At 62.8% G+C, this 24,509-nt stretch carries 22 protein-coding genes, 1 tRNA gene and 1 pseudogene; 20 read left to right on the top strand and 4 right to left on the bottom strand.

The annotated features are described in order from the left end of the window. Positions 1-3 precede the first annotated feature (3 nt). The 14 genes and pseudogenes from nuoI to pnp all read left to right on the top strand — a co-directional run bounded on the left by nuoI (position 4) and on the right by pnp (position 16,324). Positions 4-492 (top strand): NADH-quinone oxidoreductase subunit NuoI, encoded by a 489-nt coding sequence (gene nuoI / locus NDY25_RS01520; protein WP_006450559.1) that lies wholly within the window; start codon positions 4-6, stop codon positions 490-492. Positions 493-496: 4 nt separating this feature from the next. After that, positions 497-1,159 carry an NADH-quinone oxidoreductase subunit J gene (locus NDY25_RS01515; protein ID WP_180336527.1) on the top strand — a complete coding sequence of 221 codons (663 nt, stop codon included), beginning with the start codon at positions 497-499 and terminating at the stop codon, positions 1,157-1,159. After that, on the top strand, positions 1,156-1,461 hold the full coding sequence (nuoK, locus tag NDY25_RS01510; protein WP_006450557.1) for an NADH-quinone oxidoreductase subunit NuoK: 306 nt from the start codon (positions 1,156-1,158) through the stop codon (positions 1,459-1,461). Before NDY25_RS01515 ends, nuoK begins: the two co-directional genes overlap by 4 nt. A 7-nt stretch (positions 1,462-1,468) precedes the next feature. Then, a pseudogene (nuoL, locus tag NDY25_RS01505) lies at positions 1,469-3,624 on the top strand (NADH-quinone oxidoreductase subunit L). A 20-nt stretch (positions 3,625-3,644) separates the two neighbouring features. Further along, positions 3,645-5,147, top strand: a complete 1,503-nt coding sequence (locus NDY25_RS01500) for an NADH-quinone oxidoreductase subunit M (RefSeq protein WP_168957707.1) — start codon at positions 3,645-3,647, stop codon at positions 5,145-5,147. A 36-nt stretch (positions 5,148-5,183) separates the two neighbouring features. After that, positions 5,184-6,644, top strand: a complete 1,461-nt coding sequence (gene nuoN, locus NDY25_RS01495) for an NADH-quinone oxidoreductase subunit NuoN (RefSeq protein ID WP_256627723.1) — start codon at positions 5,184-5,186, stop codon at positions 6,642-6,644. Between the two features lie 203 nt (positions 6,645-6,847). Beyond that, positions 6,848-6,924, top strand: a tRNA-Met gene (locus NDY25_RS01490). 211 nt (positions 6,925-7,135) lie between these two features. Beyond that, positions 7,136-7,726, top strand: coding sequence for a ribosome maturation factor RimP (rimP, locus tag NDY25_RS01485; protein WP_006450553.1), 591 nt, complete (start codon positions 7,136-7,138; stop codon positions 7,724-7,726). Positions 7,727-7,730: 4 nt separating this feature from the next. Continuing rightward, positions 7,731-9,242, top strand: a complete 1,512-nt coding sequence (gene nusA / locus NDY25_RS01480) for a transcription termination factor NusA (RefSeq protein WP_168957705.1) — start codon at positions 7,731-7,733, stop codon at positions 9,240-9,242. A 95-nt stretch (positions 9,243-9,337) separates the two neighbouring features. Next, positions 9,338-12,049 (top strand): translation initiation factor IF-2, encoded by a 2,712-nt coding sequence (gene infB / locus NDY25_RS01475; RefSeq protein WP_168957704.1) that lies wholly within the window; start codon positions 9,338-9,340, stop codon positions 12,047-12,049. A 173-nt stretch (positions 12,050-12,222) separates the two neighbouring features. After that, positions 12,223-12,615 (top strand): 30S ribosome-binding factor RbfA, encoded by a 393-nt coding sequence (gene rbfA, locus NDY25_RS01470; protein WP_006450550.1) that lies wholly within the window; start codon positions 12,223-12,225, stop codon positions 12,613-12,615. 82 nt (positions 12,616-12,697) lie between these two features. Continuing rightward, the gene (gene truB / locus NDY25_RS01465; protein WP_168957703.1) at positions 12,698-13,624 is read left to right on the top strand and encodes a tRNA pseudouridine(55) synthase TruB; all 927 of its coding nucleotides are present in this window, start codon (positions 12,698-12,700) and stop codon (positions 13,622-13,624) included. A gap of 156 nt (positions 13,625-13,780) precedes the next feature. After that, entirely contained in the window at positions 13,781-14,041 is a 261-nt protein-coding gene (gene rpsO / locus NDY25_RS01460) for a 30S ribosomal protein S15 (RefSeq protein WP_006450548.1), read from the top strand. A gap of 168 nt (positions 14,042-14,209) precedes the next feature. Next, the gene (gene pnp, locus NDY25_RS01455; protein WP_168957702.1) at positions 14,210-16,324 is read left to right on the top strand and encodes a polyribonucleotide nucleotidyltransferase; all 2,115 of its coding nucleotides are present in this window, start codon (positions 14,210-14,212) and stop codon (positions 16,322-16,324) included. 511 nt (positions 16,325-16,835) lie between these two features. On the opposite strand, the gene NDY25_RS01450 is transcribed toward pnp, so the two are convergent. From NDY25_RS01450 to NDY25_RS01440, 3 genes are all read right to left on the bottom strand, one after another. Further along, a complete protein-coding gene (locus tag NDY25_RS01450; RefSeq protein WP_168957701.1) occupies positions 16,836-17,888 on the bottom strand; it encodes a DUF2272 domain-containing protein in 1,053 nt (350 codons plus the stop codon). Between the two features lie 63 nt (positions 17,889-17,951). Further along, positions 17,952-18,836: a carboxylating nicotinate-nucleotide diphosphorylase gene (gene nadC, locus NDY25_RS01445; RefSeq protein ID WP_168957700.1), complete on the bottom strand. Its 885-nt coding sequence runs from the start codon at positions 18,834-18,836 to the stop codon at positions 17,952-17,954. Continuing rightward, the gene (locus NDY25_RS01440) at positions 18,833-19,102 is read right to left on the bottom strand and encodes a Trm112 family protein (protein ID WP_023904445.1); all 270 of its coding nucleotides are present in this window, start codon (positions 19,100-19,102) and stop codon (positions 18,833-18,835) included. Before NDY25_RS01440 ends, nadC begins: the two co-directional genes overlap by 4 nt. Before the next feature lie 58 nt (positions 19,103-19,160). On the opposite strand from NDY25_RS01440, the gene purE reads away from it, so the two are divergent. The 3 genes from purE (at position 19,161) to NDY25_RS01425 (ending at position 21,732) form a co-directional block, all read left to right on the top strand. Then, positions 19,161-19,664: a 5-(carboxyamino)imidazole ribonucleotide mutase gene (gene purE, locus NDY25_RS01435; RefSeq protein WP_006450542.1), complete on the top strand. Its 504-nt coding sequence runs from the start codon at positions 19,161-19,163 to the stop codon at positions 19,662-19,664. After that, a complete protein-coding gene (locus tag NDY25_RS01430) occupies positions 19,661-20,806 on the top strand; it encodes a 5-(carboxyamino)imidazole ribonucleotide synthase (protein WP_168957699.1) in 1,146 nt (381 codons plus the stop codon). The genes purE and NDY25_RS01430 overlap by 4 nt, the downstream gene beginning before the upstream one ends. Positions 20,807-20,969: 163 nt before the next feature. Next, positions 20,970-21,732 (top strand): IS5 family transposase gene (locus NDY25_RS01425; RefSeq protein ID WP_256627961.1). Its coding sequence is split into 2 segments (ribosomal slippage): positions 20,970-21,289 and positions 21,288-21,732, totalling 765 coding nucleotides; the frame shifts between segments, so codons are not numbered across the junction. Between the two features lie 53 nt (positions 21,733-21,785). Here NDY25_RS01425 and NDY25_RS01420 read toward each other — a convergent pair. Next, positions 21,786-22,364 (bottom strand): superoxide dismutase, encoded by a 579-nt coding sequence (locus tag NDY25_RS01420; RefSeq protein ID WP_168959995.1) that lies wholly within the window; start codon positions 22,362-22,364, stop codon positions 21,786-21,788. 121 nt (positions 22,365-22,485) lie between these two features. Here NDY25_RS01420 and grxD point away from each other — a divergent pair, with 121 nt between their 5' ends. The 3 genes from grxD to NDY25_RS01405 are packed head-to-tail and all read left to right on the top strand — an operon-like array spanning position 22,486 to position 24,142. Next, positions 22,486-22,806 (top strand): Grx4 family monothiol glutaredoxin, encoded by a 321-nt coding sequence (gene grxD / locus NDY25_RS01415; RefSeq protein WP_168959996.1) that lies wholly within the window; start codon positions 22,486-22,488, stop codon positions 22,804-22,806. Further along, positions 22,803-23,546, top strand: coding sequence for an SDR family NAD(P)-dependent oxidoreductase (locus NDY25_RS01410; protein WP_168959997.1), 744 nt, complete (start codon positions 22,803-22,805; stop codon positions 23,544-23,546). Before grxD ends, NDY25_RS01410 begins: the two co-directional genes overlap by 4 nt. Beyond that, entirely contained in the window at positions 23,543-24,142 is a 600-nt protein-coding gene (locus NDY25_RS01405; RefSeq protein WP_006450537.1) for a YhgN family NAAT transporter, read from the top strand. The genes NDY25_RS01410 and NDY25_RS01405 overlap by 4 nt, the downstream gene beginning before the upstream one ends. Positions 24,143-24,509 lie beyond the last annotated feature (367 nt).

Below are 24,509 nucleotides of genomic sequence, written 5' to 3'. Positions count from 1 at the left end.
TTGATGAACAAGATCACCCATTACTTCAAGAGCTTGCTGCTGCTCGAACTGCTCGGAGGGCTCTGGCTGACGTTGAAATACACGTTCAAGCCCAAGTACACCGTGCTGTATCCGATGGAGAAGTTCCCGCAGTCGCCTCGCTTCCGTGGCGTGCATGCATTGCGTCGCTATCCCAACGGCGAAGAGCGTTGCATCGCCTGCAAGCTGTGCGAAGCGGTGTGCCCGGCGCTGGCGATCACCATCGACTCGGCCAAGCGCGAGGACGGCTCGCGTCGTACCACCCGCTACGACATCGATCTGTTCAAGTGCATCTTCTGCGGCTTCTGCGAAGAAAGCTGCCCGGTGGATTCGATCGTCGAGACGCACCTCCTCGAGTACCACTTCGAGAAGCGCGGCGAAAATATTCTTAATAAGCCGCAGCTGCTGGCGATCGGAGACCGGTTCGAAACCGAGATCGCCGAGCGTCGCGCTGCCGATGCCGCCTTCCGTTGAGGTCATGATGGACTGGGTCAAAATTGCTTTCTACGCGTTCTCCGCCGTCGCGGTCGTCTCTGCGGGTGCGGTGATCAGCGTGCGCAATCCGGTGTACGCCGTGTTGTGCCTGATCCTCACCTTCTTCTCGATGGCGTGCATCTGGTTGCTGGTCGGCGCCGAGTTCCTTGGCGTGACGCTGGTGCTGGTCTACGTCGGCGCGGTGATGGTGCTGTTCCTGTTCGTGGTGATGATGCTGGACATCGATACCAGCCGCCTGCGCGAGGGTTGGGTCAAGTACATGCCGGTCGGCGTCATCGTGGCGGTCGCCATGTTCGCGCAGGTGGTCACCCTGATCGGCGTCAAGGCACGTAGCGCCACGCCGTTCCCGGCCGACAACGCTGCCGCGCAGGCTGCCGACGTGTCGAACCTGACCTGGTTGGCCAAGAGCCTGTACACCGAGTTCCTGCTGCCATTCGAATTTGCCGCAGTGATCCTGACCGTGGCGGTGGTGGCCGCAGTGATGCTGACCTTGCGCAAGCGCACCGGCATCAAGCTGCAGAACGCGGGTGATCAATCGCGGGTGAAGGCGGGTGATCGTCTGCGCATGGTCAAAATGGCGGTTGAAAAGCCGGTACAGGTCGCGCCGAAGCTCGATGCGGCTGACGGACAGGAGGCGAAGTCTTGATTACCTTGGGCCACCTGCTTGGACTGGGCGCGGTGCTGTTCTGCATCTCGCTGGCCGGCATCTTCCTCAATCGCAAGAACGTCATCGTGTTGCTGATGTCGATCGAGTTGATGCTGTTGTCGGTCAACGTCAACTTCATTGCGTTCTCCCGCGAGCTCGGCGATCCCGCAGGCCAGTTGTTCGTGTTTTTCATCCTGACCGTTGCCGCTGCGGAGGCTGCGATCGGCCTTGCGATTCTGGTGACTCTGTTCCGCACGCGCCGCACGATCAATGTGGCCGAAGTCGATACGTTGAAGGGCTGACCTGTAGATGGAAATCACTCTCTCCAAGAGTCTGTTGATCGCAGTGGTGCTTGCACCGCTGGTCGGCAGCATCATCGCCGGCCTGTTCGGTCGCCAGGTAGGGCGCAAGGGCGCGCAATACGTCACGATCCTGGGCGTGGCGGTCAGCTGCGTACTGTCGTGCCTGACGCTGTACCAACTGGTGGAGCAGGGCGCCAGCCCGTTCAACCAGAACCTGTACACCTTCTTCGACGTCGGTAACTACTCGGCGCATGTCGGCTTCATGGTCGACCGGCTGACCGCGATGATGATGGTGGTGGTGACCTTCGTGTCGCTGCTGGTGCACATCTACACCATCGGCTACATGGAAGAAGACCCGGGTTACCAGCGCTTCTTCAGCTACATCTCGTTGTTCACCTTCTCCATGCTGACGCTGGTGATGAGCAACAACTTCCTGCAGCTGTTCTTCGGCTGGGAAGCGGTGGGCCTGGTGTCCTACCTGCTGATCGGTTTCTGGTTCAAGCGCCCGACTGCCGTATTCGCCAACATGAAGGCGTTCCTGGTCAATCGCGTCGGCGACTTCGGTTTCATCCTCGGCATCGCCGGCGTTTTGTTGTGGTTCGGTTCGCTGGACTACTCCACCGTGTTTGCCAATGCGACCACCATGGCCAACGCCAAGGTGCAGCTGTTCGCAGGCCACGAATGGAGCGTGATGACGCTGATCTGCATCTGCCTGTTCATCGGTGCGATGGGCAAGTCGGCGCAGGTGCCGCTGCATGTGTGGCTGCCGGACTCGATGGAAGGACCGACGCCGATTTCGGCACTGATCCATGCCGCAACGATGGTGACTGCGGGCATCTTCATGGTCGCGCGCATGTCGCCGTTGTTCGAGCTGTCGGAAACCGCGCTCAACTTCATCCTGTTCATCGGTGCCACCACGGCCTTCTTTACTGGCCTGATCGGCATCGTGCAGAACGACATCAAGCGCGTGGTTGCGTATTCCACGCTGTCCCAGCTCGGCTACATGACCGTGGCGCTGGGCGTGTCTGCCTACTCGGCGGCCGTGTTCCATCTGATGACGCATGCCTTCTTCAAGGCGCTGCTATTCCTGGCAGCCGGCTCGGTCATCATCGGCATGCACCACGAGCAGGACATGCGCAAGATGGGCGGCCTGCGCAAGTACATGAAGGTGACCTACTGGACCAGCGTGATCGGTACCTTGGCGCTGGTCGGTACGCCGTTCTTCTCCGGCTTTTACTCGAAGGACACCATCATCGAGGCGGCTGCGCACCATGCCCACGAGTCGCACAGCTGGATCGCGACCTATGGTTACTGGGCAGTACTCGGCGGCGTGCTGGTGACCAGCTTCTACAGCTTCCGTCTGCTGTTCCTGACCTTCCACGGCAAGGAGCGCTTCCGCGACGCGCATGCGCATGACGCGCACGATCATCACGACACCGCGCATGCCGATGCGCACGACAGTCACGCGCACGACGCGCATGCACATGACACGCACGGTCATGACGACCATGGCCATGGACATCACGGTGCCCATGAGCCGCACGAATCAAGTGGGTGGTGACGCTGCCGCTGGTGTTGCTGGCGATTCCCTCGGTGGCGATCGGCTTCTTCACCATCGGCCCGATGTTGTTCGGCACCGATTGGCAAGGTCACCACGCGGCGCATGCCATCAAGGGGCAGGCGGTCTCGTTCTTCACCGGCATCGTCGATTTCTACGATCCGGCGCGCGACACCGTCGGTGCACTGGCCGAAGAGTTCCATGGTCCGGTGGCCTTCGCGCTGCACGGCATGATGGCTGCGCCGTTCTTCCTGACCGTTGCCGGTCTGCTGCTGGCTGCTCTGTTCTATCTCTGGAAGCCGGAGCTGGCCACCAAGTCGCGCAAGGCGTTCGCGCCGCTCGTGTGGCTGCTGGAAAACAAGTACGGTTTCGACAAGCTCTGGATCAATGGCTTCGCTGGTGGCGGCGTGGTCCTTGGCAAGGCGTCACGTGCCATCGATACCCATGTGGTCGACGGTGTCGTCGTCAATGGTTCTGCCCGACTGATCGACCTGGCTGCAAATCTGCTGCGTCGCACGCAATCCGGTTTCCTCTATCACTACGCCTTCGCAATGATCATCGGTTTGATCGCCTTGTTGGCGGTACTGATGCATTTCTGGCGTTGACCTGTACGGAATAAGAAAACGTGTCGAACTGGCCTTTACTGTCTATCTTGATCTGGCTGCCGATTATCGGTGGCGCCCTGATCCTTGCGTTGCGCAACGCCGAGACTGCCCGCTGGGCATCGCTGGCGGTGGCGGTGGCGACCTTTGTGCTGAGTCTGCCGCTGCTGGGCTACGACACCGCCAATGACGCCCTGCAATTCGTCGAACTGCATGCCTGGATTCCGGCCTACAACATCGGCTACAACCTGGGCGTGGACGGCATCGCGGTCGCGTTGATCGTGCTGACCACACTGGTGACGGTGCTGGCCCTGATCGGCGCCTGGCGCTCGATCGACAAGCGCGTCAACCAGTACGTTGCGGCGTTCCTGATCCTGGAAGGCGTCACGCTGGGCATCTTCGCCGCCACCGACGCGATGCTGTTCTATGTCTTCTTCGAAGCCATGCTGATACCGATGTTCCTGATCATCGGTGTCTGGGGCGGCCCGCGGCGTATCTACGCGGCGATGAAATTCTTCCTGTACACCTTCCTCGGCTCGGTGCTGATGCTGGTGGGCTTGGTCTACCTGTATCTGAAGGGCGGCAGCTTCCAGCTCGCCGACCTGTACGCGCTGCAGCTGACCGCCAAGGAGCAGACCTGGATATTCTTCGCGTTCCTGATCGCCTTCGCGGTCAAGGTGCCGATGTTCCCGGTGCATACCTGGCTGCCCGATGCGCACGTCGAGGCACCGACCGCCGGTTCGGTGATCCTGGCCGCGATCGCGCTGAAGATCGGTGGCTACGGCTTCCTGCGCTTCAACCTGCCGATCGTGCCGGACGCCAGCCATGAGTTCGCCTGGTTGGTGATCACGCTGTCGCTGATCGCGGTGATCTACGTCGGCCTGGTGGCATTGGTGCAGGACGACATGAAGAAGTTGGTGGCGTATTCGTCCATCGCGCACATGGGCTTCGTCACTCTCGGCACCTTTATCGCCTTCACCCTGGTGCGCGACTACGGCAGCACCGACGCCGCACGTCTGGGCCTGCAGGGCGCGATGGTGCAGATGATTTCGCACGGTTTCGTGTCCGGTGCGATGTTCTCCTGCATCGGCGTCTTGTACGACCGCATGCATACCCGCCGCATCGCCGATTACGGCGGCGTGGTCAACGTGATGCCGTGGTTTGCCACCTTCGCCATGCTGTTCTTCATGGCCAATGCCGGCCTGCCGGGTACCAGCGGTTTCGTCGGCGAGTTCATGGTGATCCTGGCCAGCTTTCAGAAGCATCCGTTGGTTGCCTTCGCCGCTGCCACCACGCTGGTGATCACCGCCGCTTACACGCTGTGGCTCTACAAGCGCGTGTTCTTTGGCGAAGTGGCCAACGCACACGTGGCCGAGCTGAAGGACATCAATGGCCGTGAGGCATTCGTGCTGGGGGTGTTCGCCGCTGGCGTGCTGGCCCTGGGCCTGTATCCGAAGCCGCTGACCGATCTGATGGAACCATCGATCGCCAAGCTGGCTACCCAGATTGCCGCGACCAAGCTGTAACTGCTTGCCGTACGTACCGATTTTCAGGATTTGATGATGACCACGCCAACGCTCGCGCCGTTGACCACCGCTGACCTGGCTCCGCTCGCACCGGAGCTGGTGCTGATCGGCGGCGCCTTTGCTCTGTTGATGCTCGATCTGTTTATGAGCCAGCGGCACGAGGTCTGGACCCACCTGTTCTCCGTGGCCGTGCTGGCCGTGGTGTTCGCGTTGCTGGCGACCGGAACGGGCGGGCAGGGCGAAGCCTTCCACGGCATGTTCGTCCGCGACACCGCAGCCGACGTCATGAAGACGGTGATCGTGCTGGTCAGTGGGTTGAGCCTGGTCTATGGCTGGACGTACCTGCGCGAACGCAATCTCTATCAGGGCGAAATCCCTGTGCTGGTGCTGTTCGCCACCGCCGGCATGATGCTGCTGGCCTCGGCAGGCAGCCTGCTGATGGTGTATCTGGGCCTGGAACTGCTGGCCCTGTGCTCGTACGCACTGGTCGCGTCCAATCGCGATAACGGCCTGGCCACCGAAGCGGCGATGAAGTATTTCGTGCTCGGTTCGCTGGCGTCGGGGCTGTTGCTGTACGGCATGTCGCTGGTCTACGGCGCTACCGGCATGTTGAGCCTGGCGGGTATCCATGACGCCATCGAAGGCTCCAACGAGCGCACCCTGCTGCTGACCGGCACCATTTTCATGATCGCCGGCGTGGCCTTCAAGCTGGGTGCGGCGCCGTTCCACATGTGGCTGCCCGACGTGTATCAGGGTGCGCCGGCACCGATCGCGTTGTTCATCAGTTCCGCGCCCAAGTTGGCTGCCTTTGGTATGGCCTATCGCCTGCTCGAAGTCGGCATGGGTCCGTTGTCGCCGCAGTGGCATCTGTTGATCGGCGGCCTGTCGGCACTGTCGCTGGTGATCGGCAACCTGATGGCGATTGCGCAGACCAATCTCAAGCGCATGCTCGCGTATTCGACTGTCTCGCATATCGGCTTTTTGTTGATGGGCGTGGCCGGCGGTGGCGAAGAGGGTTATGCCGCGGCGATGTTCTACGCAGTGAGCTACACCATCATGTCGACCGCTGCGTTCGGCGCCATCATCGCGTTGTCGCGTAATGGGTTTGAAGCCGAGAACATCGACGACTTCAAGGGGCTCAACGCACGCAATCCATGGATGGCCGGCTTGGTGCTGTGCATCATGGCCTCGCTTGCAGGCATCCCGCCGTTCCTTGGCTTCTGGACCAAGCTGGCCGTGTTGGGTGCTGCGGTGAAGGGCGATATGTTGTGGCTGGCGTTGGTCGGCGTGCTCTGCGCGGTGATCGGTGCGTACTACTATCTGCGCGTCATCAAGGTCATGTACTTCGATGAGCCGGTCGGTGAGCCGTTGCCGGCCAACAACGACCGTGTGCTTGGTACCGTCCTCGGCGTCAACGCGCTCGCACTGCTGGCACTCGGTCTGGCCTGGAGCCCGATCATGGTGTGGTGCCAGCGCGCATTTGCGGGCCTTGCGTAAGAATTACGTGCCTGCATACCGTTGTGGGCGCGTGCGTCAGGCGCGCCTTTGACGCGTTACTGAAATAAAGTCGTGATTGCTGTTTCGTTTTTGTTGCAATGCGGTTATCATTTGCCGCGACATTGAAGACCTCCAAGGTTTTCAATCGATGAAAAACTAGGGCTTGCAATTGCCGCTCAAGTTCTTCATAATTCCGCTTCTGCTGCGGGGTGGAGCAGTCTGGCAGCTCGTCGGGCTCATAACCCGAAGGTCGCAGGTTCAAATCCTGCCCCCGCTACCAAGTTTGAATTGCTGCTTTGATGCAGTTTGCCTTAGGGCAGCAGTTCATGTTCTTGGATCGCAAAGACGCATGTTCCCGTCTTTGCGCCGACCCTGAGAGGTCGGGCTTTTTTCACGCAAGGGGCCCATCGGGCCCCTTGTTTTTTCCGGAACCGGAAAGTTTGCTGCCGGTTGCCGGGGTTCTACTGGCAATCATTTGATCAGGGCAGTCTGTGAGCGAAAAAGCGACCGAAATCGCGAATCTGCTGAGTCCAACGGTTGAGTCCTTGGGCTTGGAACTACTGGGTGTGGAATATCTTCCCGCTCCAGGTGGCGCCACGTTGCGTCTGTATATCGATGTGCCGCTGGCCGAACAGCCCGAGCGTGTGATCAACGTCGATGACTGCGAGCGCGTGAGCCGCGAAGTCTCCGCCCAGCTCGATGTTGAAGATCCCATCACCGGCAACTACACGCTTGAAGTGTCTTCGCCAGGTGTGGACCGCCCCTTGTTTACGCTTGAACAGTTCGCACGTCATGTCGGCGAGTCCGCAAAGATCGTGCTGAAGCTGGCGCAGGATGGTCGGCGCCGCTTTCAGGGCAAGATCCTGCGGATCGAGGCGGAGGCCGACGCCGTGGTGTTTGCCATCGACGGCAAGGACGTGCAGATCGGCTTCGACAACATCGACAAGGCGCGCATCCTGCCGGATTGGGTCGCTTTGGGCCTGGCGCCGCAAAAACCGAATAAGCCCGGCCCGAAAAAACCCGGGCACGAGAAGAAGAAACCATCCAACGAGTCGGCGGCTGGCAAGCCGCGCGCGGAGTGACTAAATGAGCAAGGAACTTTTGCTGGTAGTGGATGCGGTGGCCAACGAAAAGGGCGTGCCGCGCGAAGTGATCTTCGATGCGATCGAGGCCGCGTTGGCTTCCGCAGCGAAGAAGCGCTATCCCGACCAGGACGTGCTGGCGCGCGTGACCATCGACCACAAGGACGGTAACTACGAAACCTACCGTCGTTGGGAAGTGGTTGCCGACGATGTGGTGATGGAGTCGCCGGATCGCCAGGTGCGTCTGATGGACGCCATCGACGAAGCCGACGGCGTGGATGTGGGCGACTACATCGAAGAACAGATCGAAAACCCGGATTTCGGCCGTATCTCTGCGCAGGCTGCCAAGCAGGTGATCGTGCAGCGTGTGCGCGAAGCCGAGCGTCAGCAGGTTGTGGACGCATGGAAGGATCGCGTCGGCGAGTTGATCACTGGTGTGGTTAAGCGTGCCGAGCGCGGCAATATCTTTGTCGATCTGGGCGGCAATGCCGAAGCCTTCATTCCGAAGGACAAGGGCATCCCGCGCGATGTGCTGCGTCCGGGCGACCGCGTGCGCGGTTATCTGGCCGAAGTGCGTTCCGAACCACGTGGCCCGCAGCTGTTCATCAGCCGTGCCGCGCCGGAATTCATGATCGAGCTGTTCAAGCTCGAGGTGCCGGAAGTGGGCCAGGGCCTGGTCGAGATCAAGGCCTGTGCCCGCGATCCGGGCGACCGCGCCAAGATCGCGGTGATCGCGCACGACACCCGCACCGATCCGATCGGCGCGTGCATCGGTATGCGTGGTTCGCGCGTGCAGGCGGTGTCCAACGAGCTCAATGGCGAGCGCGTGGACATCGTGTTGTGGAACGAGAACCCGGCCAACTTCGTCATCAATGCGATGGCGCCGGCCGAAGTGCAGTCGATCATCGTCGATGAAGACAAGCATTCGATGGACCTGGCCGTGGCAGAAGATCGCCTGGCCCAGGCGATCGGCAAGGGCGGCCAGAACGTACGTCTGGCCAGCCGCCTGACCGGTTGGCAGCTCAACGTGATGACCGCCGACCAGGTGGCCGCCAAGTCCGAAGCCGAGCAGACCTCCGCGCGCCAGTTGTTCATGGATCGCCTGGAAGTGGACGAAGAAATCGCAGCGATTCTGGTGACCGAAGGTTTCAATACGGTCGAAGAAATCGCCTACGTGCCGGTCGGCGAGTTGCTGGCGGTGGAAGGCTTCGACGAAGACATCGTCGAAGAGTTGCGTGCCCGTGCCCGCGATGCGTTGCTCAACGCCGCGCTGGCCGAGGAAGAAGGCCTGGAAGGAACTCAGCCCACCGAGGACCTGCTGGCGCTGGAGGGGATGGACGAGGAAACGGCCTTTGCTCTGGCCGAGCACGGCGTGCGCACCAGCGAGGACTTGTCCGACCTGGCAGCGGACGAGATCGTCGACTTCGGCATCGAGGGTTTGACCCAGGAGCGCGCCGCGGCGCTGATCCTGGCGGCCCGCGCCGAGGAGATCGCCCGTTTGGAGCGCGGCGAATGAGCCGGCAATGAACCGCGCCCTGACCCCATCAGGGCTTAGAATCAGCGCTTCCCTTGCTCTGGGCGAGGGGGCGCCAACCAGATCATAGGATCCGAATGTCGCAGCAAACCACCATCCGCAAGCTTGCCGAACTGGTCAATACGCCGGTCGATAAACTGCTGGTTCAACTGGCCGAGGCCGGAATGAAGTTCAGCGGTCCCGACCAGGTCGTGACCAGCACCGAGAAGATGAAACTGCTTGGCTTCCTGCGTCGCACGCATGGCAAGGCCGAGGCGCCTGCCGAAGCGGCGAGCGAAGCAGCCAAGAAGATCACGCTCAATCGGCGCAAGCTGCAGGAAGTCACGGTCAGCGCCGGCCGCACCAAGACCACGGTCAACGTGGAAGTGCGGCAGAAGCGGACCTACGTGAAATCCGAGAACGAAGTCGGCGGCCGTCCGGTGCCGATGACGCCGGACGAAGAGCGCGCCGACATCCTGGCCAAGCTCGCCGCATCGCGTCAGCGCAATCTCGACGAGCAGCAGGCGCTTGCCGAAAGCGACCGCGTGCGCGACGAAGCGATTCAGCGCAAGCGCGATGAAGAGCAGGCCGCGAAGGACCGCGTCGAAGCCGAGCGCAAGGCTGCCGAGGAAGCCGCTGCGGCTGCCAGTGCGCCGGCGCCGGTCGCCGCCGCGCCTGCGCCGTCTGCCGCTCCTGCAGCGCGTACGCCGTCGTCGCCGTCTTCTGCGCCGCGTCCGGCCCGTCCGGCTGGCGCATCGCCCGCCTCGCGTCCGGCCACGCCGGCACGTCCGGACGATCGCAATAACGCGGCCAAGCACAAGACGCGCGGTTCGCATGTCATGGTGGCCGGCGTCGAAGACGACGATGCGACCAAGCGCTTTGCCGGGCAGTTGCATCTGTCCGCTGCCGATCGCGCGCGTCGTTCCAATGTGCGTAGCAAGCCGACCGGTCGTCCGGGTTCGTCTTCTTCGCGCCGTGGCAACGACAGCGGGCGTGGCGGCAATCAGGGCAACAGTGGCCCGCACGGGTTCGAGCGTCCGACCGCCCCGGTGGTGCGTGAAGTGGCGATCGGCGAAACGATCACTGTGGCCGACTTGGCGCAGAAGCTCGCGCTCAAGGGCGGCGATGTGGTCAAGGCGCTGTTCAAGATGGGCGTCATGGCGACCATCACCCAGAGCATCGACCACGACACCGCGTCGCTGGTGACCGAAGAACTCGGCCACAAGGCCACGCGTGCCGACAATGCCGACTTCGAGGATGCGCTGCTGGCGCATGCCGAAGGTGCAGAAGGCGATGCCGTGCAGCGTCCGCCGGTGGTGACCATCATGGGTCACGTCGATCACGGCAAGACCTCGCTGCTGGATTACATCCGGCGCACCAAGATCGCCTCGGGCGAAGCCGGCGGCATTACCCAGCACATCGGCGCGTATCACGTCGAAACCGGTCGTGGCGTCATCAGCTTCCTGGATACGCCCGGCCATGCCGCGTTTACCTCGATGCGTGCACGTGGCGCCAAGATCACCGATATCGTGGTGCTGGTCGTCGCTGCCGATGACGGCGTGATGCCGCAGACCAAGGAAGCGGTGGCGCACGCCAGGGCGGCGGGCGTTCCGTTGATCGTGGCGGTGAACAAGATCGACAAGGCCGGCGCGGATCCGCTGCGGGTCAAGAACGAACTGCTGGCCGAAAACGTGGTGGCCGAAGACTTCGGTGGCGATACCCAGTTCATCGAGGTGTCGGCCAAGACCGGCGCCGGCGTGGACACGCTGCTGGACGCGATCTCGCTGCAGGCCGAAGTGCTGGAATTGAAGGCGCTGTCGGAAGGCCGCGCCAGCGGTACCGTCATCGAGTCGTCGCTGGACAAGGGCCGCGGCCCGGTCGCCACGGTGCTGGTGCAGCAGGGCGCGCTGAAGAAGGGCGATTACCTGGTCTGCGGTATCCAGTACGGCCGTGTGCGTGCGTTGTTCGACGAGACCGGTCATCAGCCGACCTCGGCGGGCCCGTCGATCCCGGTGCAGGTGCTCGGCCTGTCGGGCGTGCCGGAAGCCGGCGACGACTTCGTGGTCGTCGACGACGAGCGTCTGGCCAAGGACGTGGCGCAGCAGCGCGAAACCAAGCGTCGCGAATCGCGTCTGGTGGCTTCGGCAACCAACCGCATGGAAGACATCCTGGCGCAGATGGGCAAGGGCGAAGGTCAGCAGGTGTTGAACCTGGTGATCAAGGCCGACGTGCAGGGTTCTGTGGAAGCGCTCAAGCAGTCGCTGGTGGCGTTGTCCAACGACGACATCCGCATCAACGTTATCCACTCCGGCGTGGGCGGCATCACCGAATCCGATGCGAATTCGGCCGCCGCTTCCAAGGCGACGATGATCGGCTTCAACGTGCGTGCGGATGCATCGGCACGCAAGATCGTCGAATCCAACGGCGTGGATCTGCGTTACTTCTCGATCATCTATGACGTGATCGATCAGGTGAAGCAGGTCGCCTCCGGTCTGCTCGGCGTGGAAATCCGCGAAGAGATCATCGGTATCGCCCAGGTCCGCGACGTGTTCCGCAGCTCCAAGTTCGGTGCGGTTGCAGGCTGCATGATCATCGAAGGCACTGTGAAGCGCAGCAAGCCGATCCGCGTGCTTCGCGACAGCGTCGTGGTGTTCGAGGGCGAGCTGGAATCGCTGCGTCGCTTCAAGGAAAACGTCGAGGAAGTGCGCAACGGTACCGAGTGCGGTATCGGCGTGAAGGCCTATAACGACGTCAAGGCCGGCGATCAGATCGAGTGCTTCGAGCGTATCGAAGTCGCGCGTACGCTGTAACGGCTGCGGCTGTCATGGCTACCGGGGCCTGCGGGCTCCGGAGTCGGCAAGCTGGAGTCGGTAACGCCCGATTTTTGGACAGCACGTTTTGCAAGGCGAGGGCGGCATGGCCGCCCACGTTCGTTTTTGGCTTCGGTGCCATCTGGCCCTCCGAATCAACCAGGTCCACGACCATGCCAACCAAATCATTCCATCGCACCGACCGCGTCTCGGCGCAGGTGCGTCGCGACCTCGGCACGATCGTGCACGCGGCCGTGCGCGATCACGGCCTGCCGTCGGTCAGTGTGTCCGATGTCGAAGTCACCCGCGACCTTGCGCATGCCAAAGTGTTCGTCACCGCGCTGCAGCAGGAGCGCTCGGTCGAAGCGGTCAAGGGGCTCAAGGAAATCGCCGGTCAGCTGCGCACGCAGTTGGCGCGCGCGATGAAACTGCGCCACGTGCCCGAGCTGCACTTTCATTACGACGATTCGGTCGATCGCGGCGAACGCATCGACAACCTGCTGCGTGACCTGGACGACATCGGCCCCGAGGCTGCCTCCAGCGACGAAGACGCCGAGCAGCGCTGAGCGCTGTCTGGGACGGCCGCCTCTTTCTACGCGGCTCTGATTTCAACGGGCGCGCATGGCGCCCGATTCGAGCACTGATCTTTTGAAACCCCGCATCGTCTATCGCCCGTTGCACGGCATCCTGTTGCTCGACAAGCCGGCTGGAGTCAGCTCCAACACCGCATTGCAGTCCGCACGCCGTTTGCTGCGCGCCGAAAAGGGCGGCCACACCGGCAGCCTGGATCCGCTGGCCACCGGCTTGTTGCCGTTGTGTCTGGGCGAGGCCACCAAGATCGCCGGCGTGTTGCTTGGTTCGGCCAAGGCCTACGACGCCGAGGTCGTGCTGGGCGTCACCACCGATACCGACGATGCCGATGGCGAACCGCTGCGCGAGCGTGCGGTGCCCGAGTTGAGCGAAGACGCCCTGCGTGCGGCGCTGGCGCCATTTATCGGCCGTATCGCCCAACAGGCACCAATCTACTCGGCACTCAAGCAGGGCGGCGAGCCGCTGTATGCCAAGGCACGCCGCGGCGAGATCATCGAGGCACCGGTGCGCGAAGTCGATGTGCATGCGATCGAACTGATCGGATATGCCGCGCCACGCCTGCAACTGCGTGTGACCTGCGGTTCGGGCACGTATATCCGCAGCCTGGCGCGCGATCTGGGCGAAGTGCTTGGCTGCGGCGCGCATATCGCATCGTTGCGACGGCTCTGGGTCGAGCCGTTCCGCAGCCCGCAGATGATCACGCTGGAAGCGCTGTCTGCGGCGCTGGACGCCGGTACCGATGCGCAGGAATTGTTGCTGCCGATCCGCGCCGGATTGACCGATTTTGCGCGGATCACCCTGGACCAGGCACACACGGCCCGTTTCCGCATGGGTCAGCGCTTGCGCGATGCCGCATTTCCGGATGGCCAGGTGGCCGTGTTCGGACCGGACGGAATCCCCTTAGGTCTAGGCCTGGTGGACATGGAAGGGCGGTTGTCGCCCCAGCGATTGTTCAATGGACTGAACGAAGCCCAGGCTTGTTAAGTTTTAGTCAACTTGTCCCCGGGCTCGCACGACGTTACAATTTCGCGGCCCCGTTCGGGGCACCTCCAGCGCCAAGCGCGCTCATCCCAAGCAAACGGCGAGTCCGGCGGTGCGTCATGCACGTTCCTGTCGACCACGCATCTATCGAGAAAACACATGTCCGTCGACACCCAGAAAGTTATTGAAGACAACAAGCGCAGCGCCCAGGACACCGGCTCCCCGGAAGTGCAGGTCGCTCTGCTGACCGCCCGCATCGAACTGCTGAGCGGTCACTTCAAGACCCACAAGAAGGATCACCACAGCCGTCGTGGTCTGCTGCAGATGGTCAACCGTCGCCGCAGCCTGCTCGACTACCTGAAGAAGAAGGACAGCGAGCGTTACAAGTCGCTGATCGAAAAGCTCGGCCTGCGCCGCTAATCGAGTCCTACCACCGCGGTGCAGCGATGCGCCGCGGTTTTGTTTTGGTCGTTCGCATTCCGTTATTTGCACGATGTAATTCATGGGCCGGAGCCTCCCGGCCGCCCGTTCTCGGCATGGGTCGACGACGGTCCAACGAAGACAGCAACACCTAAGGGAAAAACCTCCGTGGCAAAAATCACCAAAACCTTCCAGTACGGCAAGCACACCGTCACCCTGGAGACGGGCGAAATCGCTCGCCAGGCAGGCGGCGCCGTCATCGTCAAATTCGACGACACCGTACTGCTGGTCACCGCCGTCGCCGCGAAAAGTGCGCGCGAAGGGCAGGACTTCTTCCCCCTGACGGTTGATTATCAGGAGAAGTTCTATGCCGGCGGCCGCATCCCGGGCGGCTTCTTCAAGCGCGAAGGACGTGCGACCGAGAAGGAAACGCTGATCTCGCGCCTGATCGACCGTCCGATCCGTCCGCTGTTCCCGGAGGACTACAAGAACGAAGTACAGATCATCGCCACGGTGATGTCGATGAACCCGGACATCGACGGCGATATCGCCGCGCTGATCGGCGCATCGGCCGCACTGTCGCTGGCCGGTACCCCCTTCAACGGCCCGATCGGCGCCGCCAAGGTGGGCTACAAGAACGGTGAGTACATCCTCAACCCGACCATCTCCGAGCTGAAGGATTCGCAGCTGGAGCTGGTGGTTGCCGGTACCGCCAATGCGGTGCTGATGGTGGAGTCGGAAGCGGCGCTGCTGTCCGAAGAAGTGATGCTGGGCGCGGTCACCTTCGGTCATCGCGAGCTGCAGAAGGTCATCAACGTCATCAACGAGCTGACCGTCGAAGCCGGCACCAAGCCCAGCACCTGGGTTGCGCCTGCCAAGAACACCGCGCTGATCAATGCACTGAAGGAAGCGGTCGGCGCGCAGCTGTCCGGCGCCTTCCAGGTGCGCGACAAGCTGCAGCGTCGCGACGCGATCTCCGCGATCAAGAAGGACGTGCTCGAGTCGCTGGCCGGCCGGGTTGCCTCGGAAGGCTGGAGCAACGCCGAGCTGTCGAAGGAATTCGGCGAGCTGGAATACCACACCATGCGCGACTCGGTCCTGGAGACCAAGGTGCGTATCGACGGTCGTGCACTGGATACCGTGCGTCCGATCTCGGTGCAGGCCGGCATCCTGCCACGTACCCACGGCTCGGCGCTGTTCACCCGCGGCGAGACGCAGGCGATCGTGGTCACCACGCTGGGCACCGCCCGCGACGGCCAGGTGATCGACGCGGTCAGCGGCGAGTACAAGGAAAACTTCCTGTTCCATTACAACTTCCCTCCGTACTCGGTGGGCGAGTGTGGTCGTTTCGGTGCGCCCAAGCGTCGCGAAATCGGTCACGGCCGTCTGGCCAAGCGCGGCGTGCTCGCGGTGATGCCGAGCCTGGAAGAATTCCCGTACACCATCCGCGTCGTCTCGGAAATCACCGAGTCCAACGGTTCTTCGTCGATGGCTTCGGTGTGCGGCAGCTCGCTGGCGCTGATGGACGCCGGCGTGCCGGTCAAGGCACCGGTGGCGGGTATCGCCATGGGCCTGGTGAAGGAAGACGATCGCTTCGTGGTGCTGTCCGACATCCTGGGTGACGAAGATCACCTGGGCGACATGGACTTCAAGGTGGCCGGTACGGCAGAAGGCGTGTCCGCGCTGCAGATGGACATCAAGATCGAAGGCATCACTGAAGAGATCATGAAGCAGGCATTGCAGCAGGCCAAGGCTGGCCGTCTGTACATCCTAGGCGAGATGTCCAAGGCGCTGACCACCCCGCGTCTGGAGCTGAGCGACTACGCGCCGCGTCTGCTGACCATCAAGATCCACCCGGACAAGATCCGCGAAGTGATCGGCAAGGGTGGCTCGACCATCCAGGCGATCACTAAGGAAACCGGTACGCAGATCGACATCCAGGACGATGGCACGATCATCATTGCCTCGGTGAACGCCATTGCCGCGCAAGCTGCGAAGTCGCGCATCGAACAGATCACCTCGGACGTGGAGCCGGGCCGCATCTACGAAGGCAAGGTCGCCAAGATCATGGACTTCGGTGCGTTCGTCACCATCCTGCCGGGCAAGGACGGCCTGGTGCACGTCTCGCAGATTTCCAGCGAGCGCGTGGAGAAGGTCGGCGACAAGTTGAAGGAAGGCGATCTGGTCCGCGTCAAGGTGCTGGAAGTGGACAAGCAGGGCCGCATCCGTCTGTCGATCAAGGCAGTGGAAGAAGGCGAGGGCTTACCGGCTTCGGCGGAGTAATCGCTGCGGGTTGATGCATCACGTGCGTGATGCATGACGAAAAAGCGGGCTTCGGCCCGCTTTTTTGTTGTCGGTTCGGAATAACCCGTGCTTTGTTCCTTCTCCCTGCGGGAGAAGGTGCCCCGCAGGGGCGGATGAGGGTACGGGCGAAGCCTCATGCAGTTGGAGCGACGCGAGGGCTTCGCCTCGTACCCTCACCCCAACCCCTCTCCCGGCGGGAGAGGGGCTCTGATCCCTTCTCCCTCCGGGAGAAGGTGCCCCGCAGGGGCGGATGAGGGTACGTGCGAAGCCTCGTGCAGTTGGAACGACGCGAGGGCTTCGCCTCGTACCCTCACCCCAACCCCTCTCCCGGCAGGAGAGGGGCTTTGACCCTTCTCCCTCCGGGAGAAGGTGCCCCGCAGGGGCGGATGAGGGTACGTGCGAAGCCTCGTGCAGTTGGAGCGACGCGAGGGCTTCGCCACGTACCCTCACCCCAACCCCTCTCCCGGCGGGAGAGGGGCTCTGATCCTTTTCACTGAGGCTGCTGCGTGGGCGCAGGCTGCGTTTCCGGGCGTGGCGGTACGACGCGCGGAAAACCCGGCGGCATTGTTTGATCTGCGGGCAAAACGGAAGGCGCAGGCAATGGCTCACTCGGTGCTGGCGCGGTCATTACCGCATCAGGACGCAGCTTCAACAAGGCAGCCCAGTCGCGTCGATTGAAATCGCACAGTTCTTCGTGCGCTGGCGTGCATTCGCTGGCGATGCCCAGGCTGTCTTCGTTCTGGTCCTGAGCAGTGTCGGACTGCGGCGTCGGCAACACCACGCGGCCAGCGCGATCCAGCGGCATCTTGCGCATCATCACCGTGTTGAACACATTGCCGCCGATCAGATACAGCGTGCGGTCGCCACCGACGTTGGCAGCCACCACCACATCGCAATGCGATTGCCACGGCATCGGTGCGCTACCGCCGAGCGCGGCCTTGAGGCCGGCATAGCCGAGCGACACAGTGCGTCCACGCAGCAGGCAGAGCATATCGCCAGGGGCGGGTTTTTCCACTGCAGGATCAGTGAACCGATACGGCCCGCTGGTGCCGTCGTTATAGGCGCTGCGGATGTAATCCAGATGGCGCGCGGAGCGATGGAAGCCGCTCAAGCCGGCTTGCGTCATCACCCATGAGATGAAGGCCGCCGACCACGGATTATCGACCACAAACGCGCGGCACTCGCTGGCGGTATAGCGCGTGCCATCCAACGCTGCGCAATTGGATGCGCCGGGGCGACCGCCCATCGATGCCAGCGTGCCGCTGTCGCGCCAGTAGCCTGCCACGCGTTGCCATGCGACCACGCCATGGTCGGCGAGATAGCCCGATTCGGCTTCGGTCACGCCAAGACTGGCCAGGCGACCTTTGGTATCGATGAAGGGGTGTTGCCACAAGCGGTGTTCGTTGCAGGCGCTGCGCACGATGGCGATCGCTGCCGGGCTGGTGCCGAACCGTGGCGGCATGTCGCACACTTCCGCAGCAGCCGCGCTGCCGCCCCATGCTGCCAGCAACACGCAGATCCACGGCCAAGGTTTTACAGTCATCGCAGATCCTGTACTGAACAATCGCAGCAGGCTGACAGAGCTGCCTGCGGGCACACGTGAAATCTAGTGTGGCGGCGGGCCGAGCTTGAGCGATAGATCCACCGCCTGCACGTGCTTGGTGAGGCCGCCGATGGAAATGCAGTCCACGCCATCGTTGGCAATCGCGGCAATGCCGGCCAGATCCACGCTGCCGGAGACTTCGAGCGGAATGCGTTGTGCCGCTGGCAAGGCCGCGACGATACGCACCGCTTCGCGGCGCATTGCCGGGTCGAAGTCGTCGATCAGGATGCGCGTGCAGCCCACCTGCAATGCTTCGCGCAGTTGCTCCAGCGTTTCCACTTCGACCACTAGGGGCAACTGCGGTTGCTGCGCACGCGCGGCATGCACGGCGGCGCTCAACGAGCCGGCGGCGCGGATATGGTTTTCCTTGAGCATCACCGTATCGAACAAGCCGATGCGGTGATTGTCGCCACCGCCGCAGCGCACCGCGTATTTCTGCGCGGCGCGCAGCCCCGGTAGCGTTTTGCGGGTGTCCAGGATGCGCGTGCCGGTGCCGGCCACCGCAGCGACATACGCAGCAGTGGTGGTCGCGGTAGCCGAGAGCGTCTGCATGAAATTGAGCGAGGTGCGCTCAGCGCTGACCAAGCTGCGGCTGTGACCATGCAGGAGGGCCAGCACGGTGCCGGCACGCACATGCTGGCCTTCGTGCACGTGCCAGTCGATGCGTACCTGCGGGTCGAGCGCACGATGCGTGGCGTTGAACCAGGGGCGCCCGGCGATCACCGCATCCTGCTTGCACAGCAGATACGCGCTGTCGGCCTGATCGGGCAACAGCGCGGCGGTGACATCGCCGGTGCCGATGTCCTCGGCCAGCGCGCGTGCCACATCGGCATCCACCAGCGCGGCGGGTGGCGCCTCCGGCACGGTCGTGCGCGCGGAAGAACTCACTTTTCGGGGAAGTCGGCGATCTGCGCGGTGCCGATGGCTTCCTCGGCCAGCAGCACCGGAATGCCGTCGTCGACGCGGAAGATCTGCTTGCGGTCGCGGGTGATCAGCGCCTCGCGCAACGGCTGTGCCTGCACGGTGCCGTCGGCACGCTGCAGGTTTCCGCCGGCGATGGCGGTGTTGAGTGCTTCCAGGCCCTTGCCGTCGAGCAGCGAGAGCGGTTGGCGGGTGTCGGGCGAGCACAGCAGGTCGAGCAGTTTGCGATCCATCGAAGTCTTGTCTTGCGTGGAGATTGGCTAGAATACGTCTTTAACGCAGGGCAGGGCCATGACCTCCAACCACTCCGCGCCGCTGGTCGGCATCGTGATGGGCTCCCGTTCGGATTGGGAGACCATGCAACACGCGGCTCAAAAGCTCGATGCGTTGGGCGTGCCTTACGAAGTCAAGGTGGTCTCGGCGCATCGCACCCCCGATGTGTTGTTCACCTATGCCGAGCAGGCGGGTGAACGCGGCCTGCGCGCGATCATTGCTGGTGCCGGCGGCGCAGCACACTTGCCGGGCATGTTGGCGGCCAAGACGGCGGTGCCGGTGCTGGGTGTGCCGGTGCAATCCAAGGCGCTCAACGGCATGGATTCGTTGTTGTCCATCGTGCAGATGCCGGCCGGGATTCCGGTTGCCACGTTTGCCATCGGCAATGCCGGCGCCGCCAATGCCGCATTGTTCGCAGCCGCGATGCTGGCGCCGGAGCAGGCGCAGATCGGCCTGGCATTGGCGCAGTTCCGCGCCAAGCAGACCGACGATGTGATGGCCAGCGACGACCCGCGCCAATGAGCACGGTTGGCATTCTGGGTGGCGGCCAACTGGCACGCATGCTGGTGTTGGCCGGCGCGCCGTTGGGGCTGCGCTTTGCGGTGTTCGACCCGTCCGCCGATGCCTGCGCAGGGCAGGTGGCAGCGCTGCAGGTCGGCGCATTCGACGAGACGGCTGCGCTTGCCGCGTTCGCCGCACAGGTGGATGTGATCACCTTCGATTTCGAAAACGTGCCGGCCGCCAGCGCGCAGCAGTTGGCCGAGCAGGTGCCGGTGTTTCCCAGTGCTGCCGCATTGGCGGTGGCGCAGGACCGGCTCAGCGAAAAAACCTTGTTCCGCGAGCTTGGCATTCCGGTTCCCGAGTTCGCTGCTATCGATGACCGTGCTGGACTCGATGCGGCATTGGCCCGCATCGGTACGCCTTGCGTGCTGAAGACGCGCCGCTTCGGCTACGACGGCAAGGGCCAGTTCCGCATCAGGACGCTGGCCGATGCCGATGCCGCGTGGGACGCGCTCGGTGCGCAGGCGGCGAAAGTAGGGCTGATCGTGGAAGCCTTCGTGCCGTTCCAGCGCGAAGTCAGCGTGGTGGCGGTACGCGGCCGCGATGGCGAGTTTCGCGCCTGGCCGCTGACCGAGAACTGGCATGTGAACGGCGTGCTGTCGGCCAGTCTGGCGCCGGCAACTGTGGATGCCGGATTGCAGGCTGCCGCAGAAGCGCATGCGCGCGCGATTGCCGAGCGCCTGGATTATGTGGGGGTGTTTGCGCTGGAACTCTTCGTGCGCGATGGCGAGCTGCTCGCCAACGAGATCGCGCCGCGCGTGCACAACTCCGGCCATTGGACCATTGAAGGCGCAGAGACCTCGCAATTCGAAAATCATGTGCGTGCGGTGCTTGGTTTGCCGCTCGGCAGCACCGCAATGCGCGGTCACGCCTGCATGCTCAACTGGCTGGGTGCGATGCCGGATGCGGTTGCGTTTCTTGCGGTGCCCGGTGGGCATTGGCACGACTACGGCAAGCAATCGCGTGCCGGCCGCAAGGTCGGCCATGCAACGCTACGCGCCGATACGCCGTCGCTGCTTGCGCGCGCACTGGTCAATGCGGGCAGTGCCTTGCAGCGTGAGACGCAGGTTGGGCCGGTGGTTGCACGCTTGAGCGAAGCGTAATCTTCAAGGCGTATGAGCGGTGACGCGGCGAAATAGCGTCAAAACGCGTGACTCGTAAGTAAGCTTTGTCGAACAGATCGATGGCCGCCACGCGCGGCTCTGCAGCAGTCGATCGATCTAGGGCCTGTTAACACTAATGGCCCGAGCGATTAAACTATTGGGCATGGAGATCACGCCAGCACAATTTTCTCTGATCGAACACTGCCTGCCGGCGCAGCGCGGCAATGTCAGCATGACCAACCTGCAAGTGGTCAACGCCATCCTTTACGTTGCCGAGCATGGCTGCAAATGGCGCGGCCTACCCAAGCGCTTTGGCAACTGGCATACGGTCTACACACGCATGAACCGTTGGGCCAAGGCGGGTGTGCTGGACCGGATGTTCGCCCAATTGCAGAAGTCCCAGATCGTGCGCATCAAGATCGAAGCAGTCTCGCTGGACTCCACCAGCGTCAAGCTCCATCCCGATGGCACGGGTGCATTAAAAAAACGGCCCGCAGGCCGTCGGCAAGTCTCGCGGTGGATGGAACACCAAGATTCATATGGTTGCCGCAGATGCTCGAACAGCCATCACCTTTGGATTGACGCCTGGCAACGTGCATGACGCACCTGCAGGCCGCGCGTTGCTTGAACACCTGGGGCCAGTGGAGCGGCCGATTCATTTGTTGATGGACCGTGCTTACGAAGGCAACGAAACCCGCCAGTTGGCGCTCGATCTTGGCTTCGTGCCGGTGGTCCCGCCGAAATCCAATCGGGTCGAGCCTTGGGAATACAACCGGGAGATGTACAAGCGGCGTAACGAAGTGGAGAGACTGTTCCGTCGCTTGAAAGGCTACCGCCGGATTTTCTCGCGCTTCGAGAAGCTGGATGTCATGTTCCTTGGATTCCTCAGCTTCGTCCTAGTCGTTGATGGGCTTCGGATGTGTTAACAGGCCCTAATAAACGCTGCGACTACTAATGAACGCCAAGACCAACTGCATGGCTAACCCAACCGGCTAGCCGCAAAATCCCAGTTGATCAGCTTCCAGAACGCGTCCAGGTAGTGCGCGCGATCCTGCTGATAATCCAGGTAGTACGCGTGTTCCCACAGGTCGCAGACGAGCAGTGGCGTGTCCGGCCCGGTCAGCGGCGTGGACGCATTGGGCGTGGCAACGACCGCCAAGGTGCTGTCCGGGCGCTGCACCAGCCACACCCAGCCCGAGCCGAACGTACCCAGCGCGACACGGCTGAATTCCTGCTTGAAGTGCGCAAAGTCGCCGAACGATCTGGCGATGCTGTCGGCCAGCCGGCCCAGTGGTTCGCCGCCGCCGCGTGGGCGCAGGCATTGCCAGTAGAAATTGTGGTTCCACACTTGCGCGGCCAGATGAAACAACGTGCCTTGCGCCTGCGCGATGATTTCTTCCAGCGTCAGCTCGGCGAACTCGCTGCCTTCAATGCGCGCATTGAGCCGTTCGACCTCGCTGCGATGACAGATGCCGTGGTGCGCTTCCAATGTTGCGGATGAGAGATGCGGCTCCAGAGCGGCGCGGGAGTAGGGCAGTGCAGCGTGTTCGATCGGCATGATGGCAAGGGCAGCGAAGGGAGTGCGGCGACAGGTCGCGCTGAAGGCTTACAATGCGCGCCTTTGCGGAAGTCTATCCGACCCGGCGGTCGGGCCTGCCGCTCCCAGTCAGGAGAGTCCAATGCCGGTGATGGAACGGATCCAGGCCGAAGTCGAACAACACCCGATCGTGTTGTTCATGAAAGGCACCCCGCAGTTCCCGATGTGCGGGTTTTCCAGTCGCGCGGTGCAGGCATTGGTTGCTGCCGGCGCCGACCAGCTGCGCACGGTCAACGTGCTGGAAGAACCCGAGGTACGCGCGAATCTGCCGCGCTATTCCAACTGGCCGACCTTCCCGCAATTGTTTATCCGCGGCGAGCTGATCGGTGGCTGCGACATCACGCTGGAGCTGTTCGAAGCCGGCGAACTCAAGCGCATCGTCAGTGAGGCCTATCAGCCGTGAGTGCGTTGCAGGGCCAGTCCGAGGCGTCTGCGCTGGCTGAGCGCGTGGTGCTGATTACCGGTGCCGCCGGCGGCCTGGGCGCTGCCGCTGCACAGGCCTGCGCATCTTCCGGTGCGACGGTGGTGCTGCTCGGTCGCAAGCTGCGCCCGCTGGAGCGCGTTTACGATACGGTTGCCAAGCTCGGTCCGGAGCCGTTGCTGTATCCGTTGGATCTGGCCGGTGCTACGCCAGACGATTACATCGCACTTGCGCAACGTCTGCAGTCCGAACTGGGTGGTTTGCATGGCCTGCTGCACTGCGCTGCCGACTTCGCCGGCTTGACCCCGGCCGAACTCGCGGCGCCTGCAGACTTCGCACGCAACCTGCATATCAACCTCACTGCGCGCGCCTGGTTGACCCAGGCCTGCCTGCCACTGCTGCGCCAGCAGGACGACGCAGCAGTGGTTTTCGTTGTGGACGATCCGGCGCGCGTTGGCCAGGCCTATTGGGGCGCTTATGGCGCTGCCCAGCATGCGCAGCGTGGCCTGCTTGCGAGTTTGCATCACGAAACTGCCGCAGGCCCGGTGCGCATTAGCGGCCTGCAGCCCGGACCGATGCGTACCGTGTTACGCGCACGCGCTTTTACGCATCAGGAAGACAGCGCCGCGGTCGAACCCGCACGCTACGCTCCCGCCTGCGTCACCTTGTTGTCCACGGCCGGTGGCGCGCACCGTGGTGCGATCTGGAGTCCTTCCGTATGACCATCCTGTCGGCAGCCTTGCTGCTATTCCTGATTCTCGACCCGCTGGGCAACATCCCGGTGTTTCTCAGTGTACTCAAGCCGCTGCCGCCGAAGCGCCAGCGTTTCGTGCTCGCGCGCGAGTTGCTGATCGCTTTGTTCGTGCTGATGGCATTTTTGTGGGGCGGCAAGTATGCGCTGGAGTTGATGCATCTGCGCCAGGAATCGGTGGCGATCGCCGGCGGCATCGTGCTGTTCCTGATCGGCATCCGCATGATCTTCCCGCGCCCGGAAGGCCTGATGGGCGAGATCCCCGATGGCGAACCCTTCATCGTGCCGCTGGCCATCCCGCTGGTGGCCGGCCCGTCGGGCATGGCTGCGGTGATGCTGATGGGCAGCAACGAACCGACTCGACTCTGGGACTGGAGCCTGGCGCTGATGATTGCCTGGATCGGTGCATCCACGATCCTGGCCTCGGCCCCGCTGCTGTACAAACTGCTCGGTCATCGCGCACTGACCGCGATCGAGCGGCTGATGGGCATGCTGCTGGTGGCCATTTCGGTGCAGATGTTCCTAGATGGGTTAGGGACCTACTTCAAGTTGCCGGTGTCGATTTGAGGCGAGCTGGGCCAGGGCAGGGCGGCTGTCACAGGTGGATGAAACGGGTTGCGGTGCCTGGCTGACTTGGCCCGGAATGCGATCGAGCCCAACCATTCCTGTTGTCTAATGCGCAAGCTGCGAACAGCTCGATCTGTGACGTCGCTCGTTTGGCTTGGCTTGACTAGGGCGCAGCGAAGAGCTGCGCGCACTCCTGCGGAGTGAACGCATAAGCATGGCGGGTGGCCTCACGTCACAGTCGATGGTCACAGCAGTAGCCTTCATTCGGCTTTCAGAGGTCGAAGCAGGGGCTCGTTTCATCCGAGAGCCACGTCTCGCTCACTCTGCAACTTTGCACAACATGGCGTTTGCGCCTTCACATGCGAAG

This window comes from Xanthomonas hortorum pv. pelargonii, from assembly GCF_024499015.1.
Classification (GTDB): Bacteria; Pseudomonadota; Gammaproteobacteria; order Xanthomonadales; family Xanthomonadaceae; genus Xanthomonas; species Xanthomonas hortorum_B.
Note: the sequence above shows the minus strand (reverse complement) of the source record. Positions and strands in the feature narration are given on the sequence as shown.

Coding starts and splice junctions, on each gene's coding strand:
- nuoI (WP_006450559.1), top strand. CDS start 4: ATGAACAAGATCACCCATTACTTCAAGAGCTTGCTGCTGCTCGAACTG.
- NDY25_RS01515 (WP_180336527.1), top strand. CDS start 497: ATGATGGACTGGGTCAAAATTGCTTTCTACGCGTTCTCCGCCGTCGCG.
- nuoN (WP_256627723.1), top strand. CDS start 5,184: ATGACCACGCCAACGCTCGCGCCGTTGACCACCGCTGACCTGGCTCCG.
- nusA (WP_168957705.1), top strand. CDS start 7,731: ATGAGCAAGGAACTTTTGCTGGTAGTGGATGCGGTGGCCAACGAAAAG.
- infB (WP_168957704.1), top strand. CDS start 9,338: ATGTCGCAGCAAACCACCATCCGCAAGCTTGCCGAACTGGTCAATACG.
- rbfA (WP_006450550.1), top strand. CDS start 12,223: ATGCCAACCAAATCATTCCATCGCACCGACCGCGTCTCGGCGCAGGTG.
- rpsO (WP_006450548.1), top strand. CDS start 13,781: ATGTCCGTCGACACCCAGAAAGTTATTGAAGACAACAAGCGCAGCGCC.
- NDY25_RS01450 (WP_168957701.1), bottom strand. CDS start 17,888: ATGACTGTAAAACCTTGGCCGTGGATCTGCGTGTTGCTGGCAGCATGG.
- NDY25_RS01440 (WP_023904445.1), bottom strand. CDS start 19,102: ATGGATCGCAAACTGCTCGACCTGCTGTGCTCGCCCGACACCCGCCAA.
- purE (WP_006450542.1), top strand. CDS start 19,161: ATGACCTCCAACCACTCCGCGCCGCTGGTCGGCATCGTGATGGGCTCC.
- NDY25_RS01430 (WP_168957699.1), top strand. CDS start 19,661: ATGAGCACGGTTGGCATTCTGGGTGGCGGCCAACTGGCACGCATGCTG.
- NDY25_RS01420 (WP_168959995.1), bottom strand. CDS start 22,364: ATGCCGATCGAACACGCTGCACTGCCCTACTCCCGCGCCGCTCTGGAG.
- grxD (WP_168959996.1), top strand. CDS start 22,486: ATGCCGGTGATGGAACGGATCCAGGCCGAAGTCGAACAACACCCGATC.
- NDY25_RS01405 (WP_006450537.1), top strand. CDS start 23,543: ATGACCATCCTGTCGGCAGCCTTGCTGCTATTCCTGATTCTCGACCCG.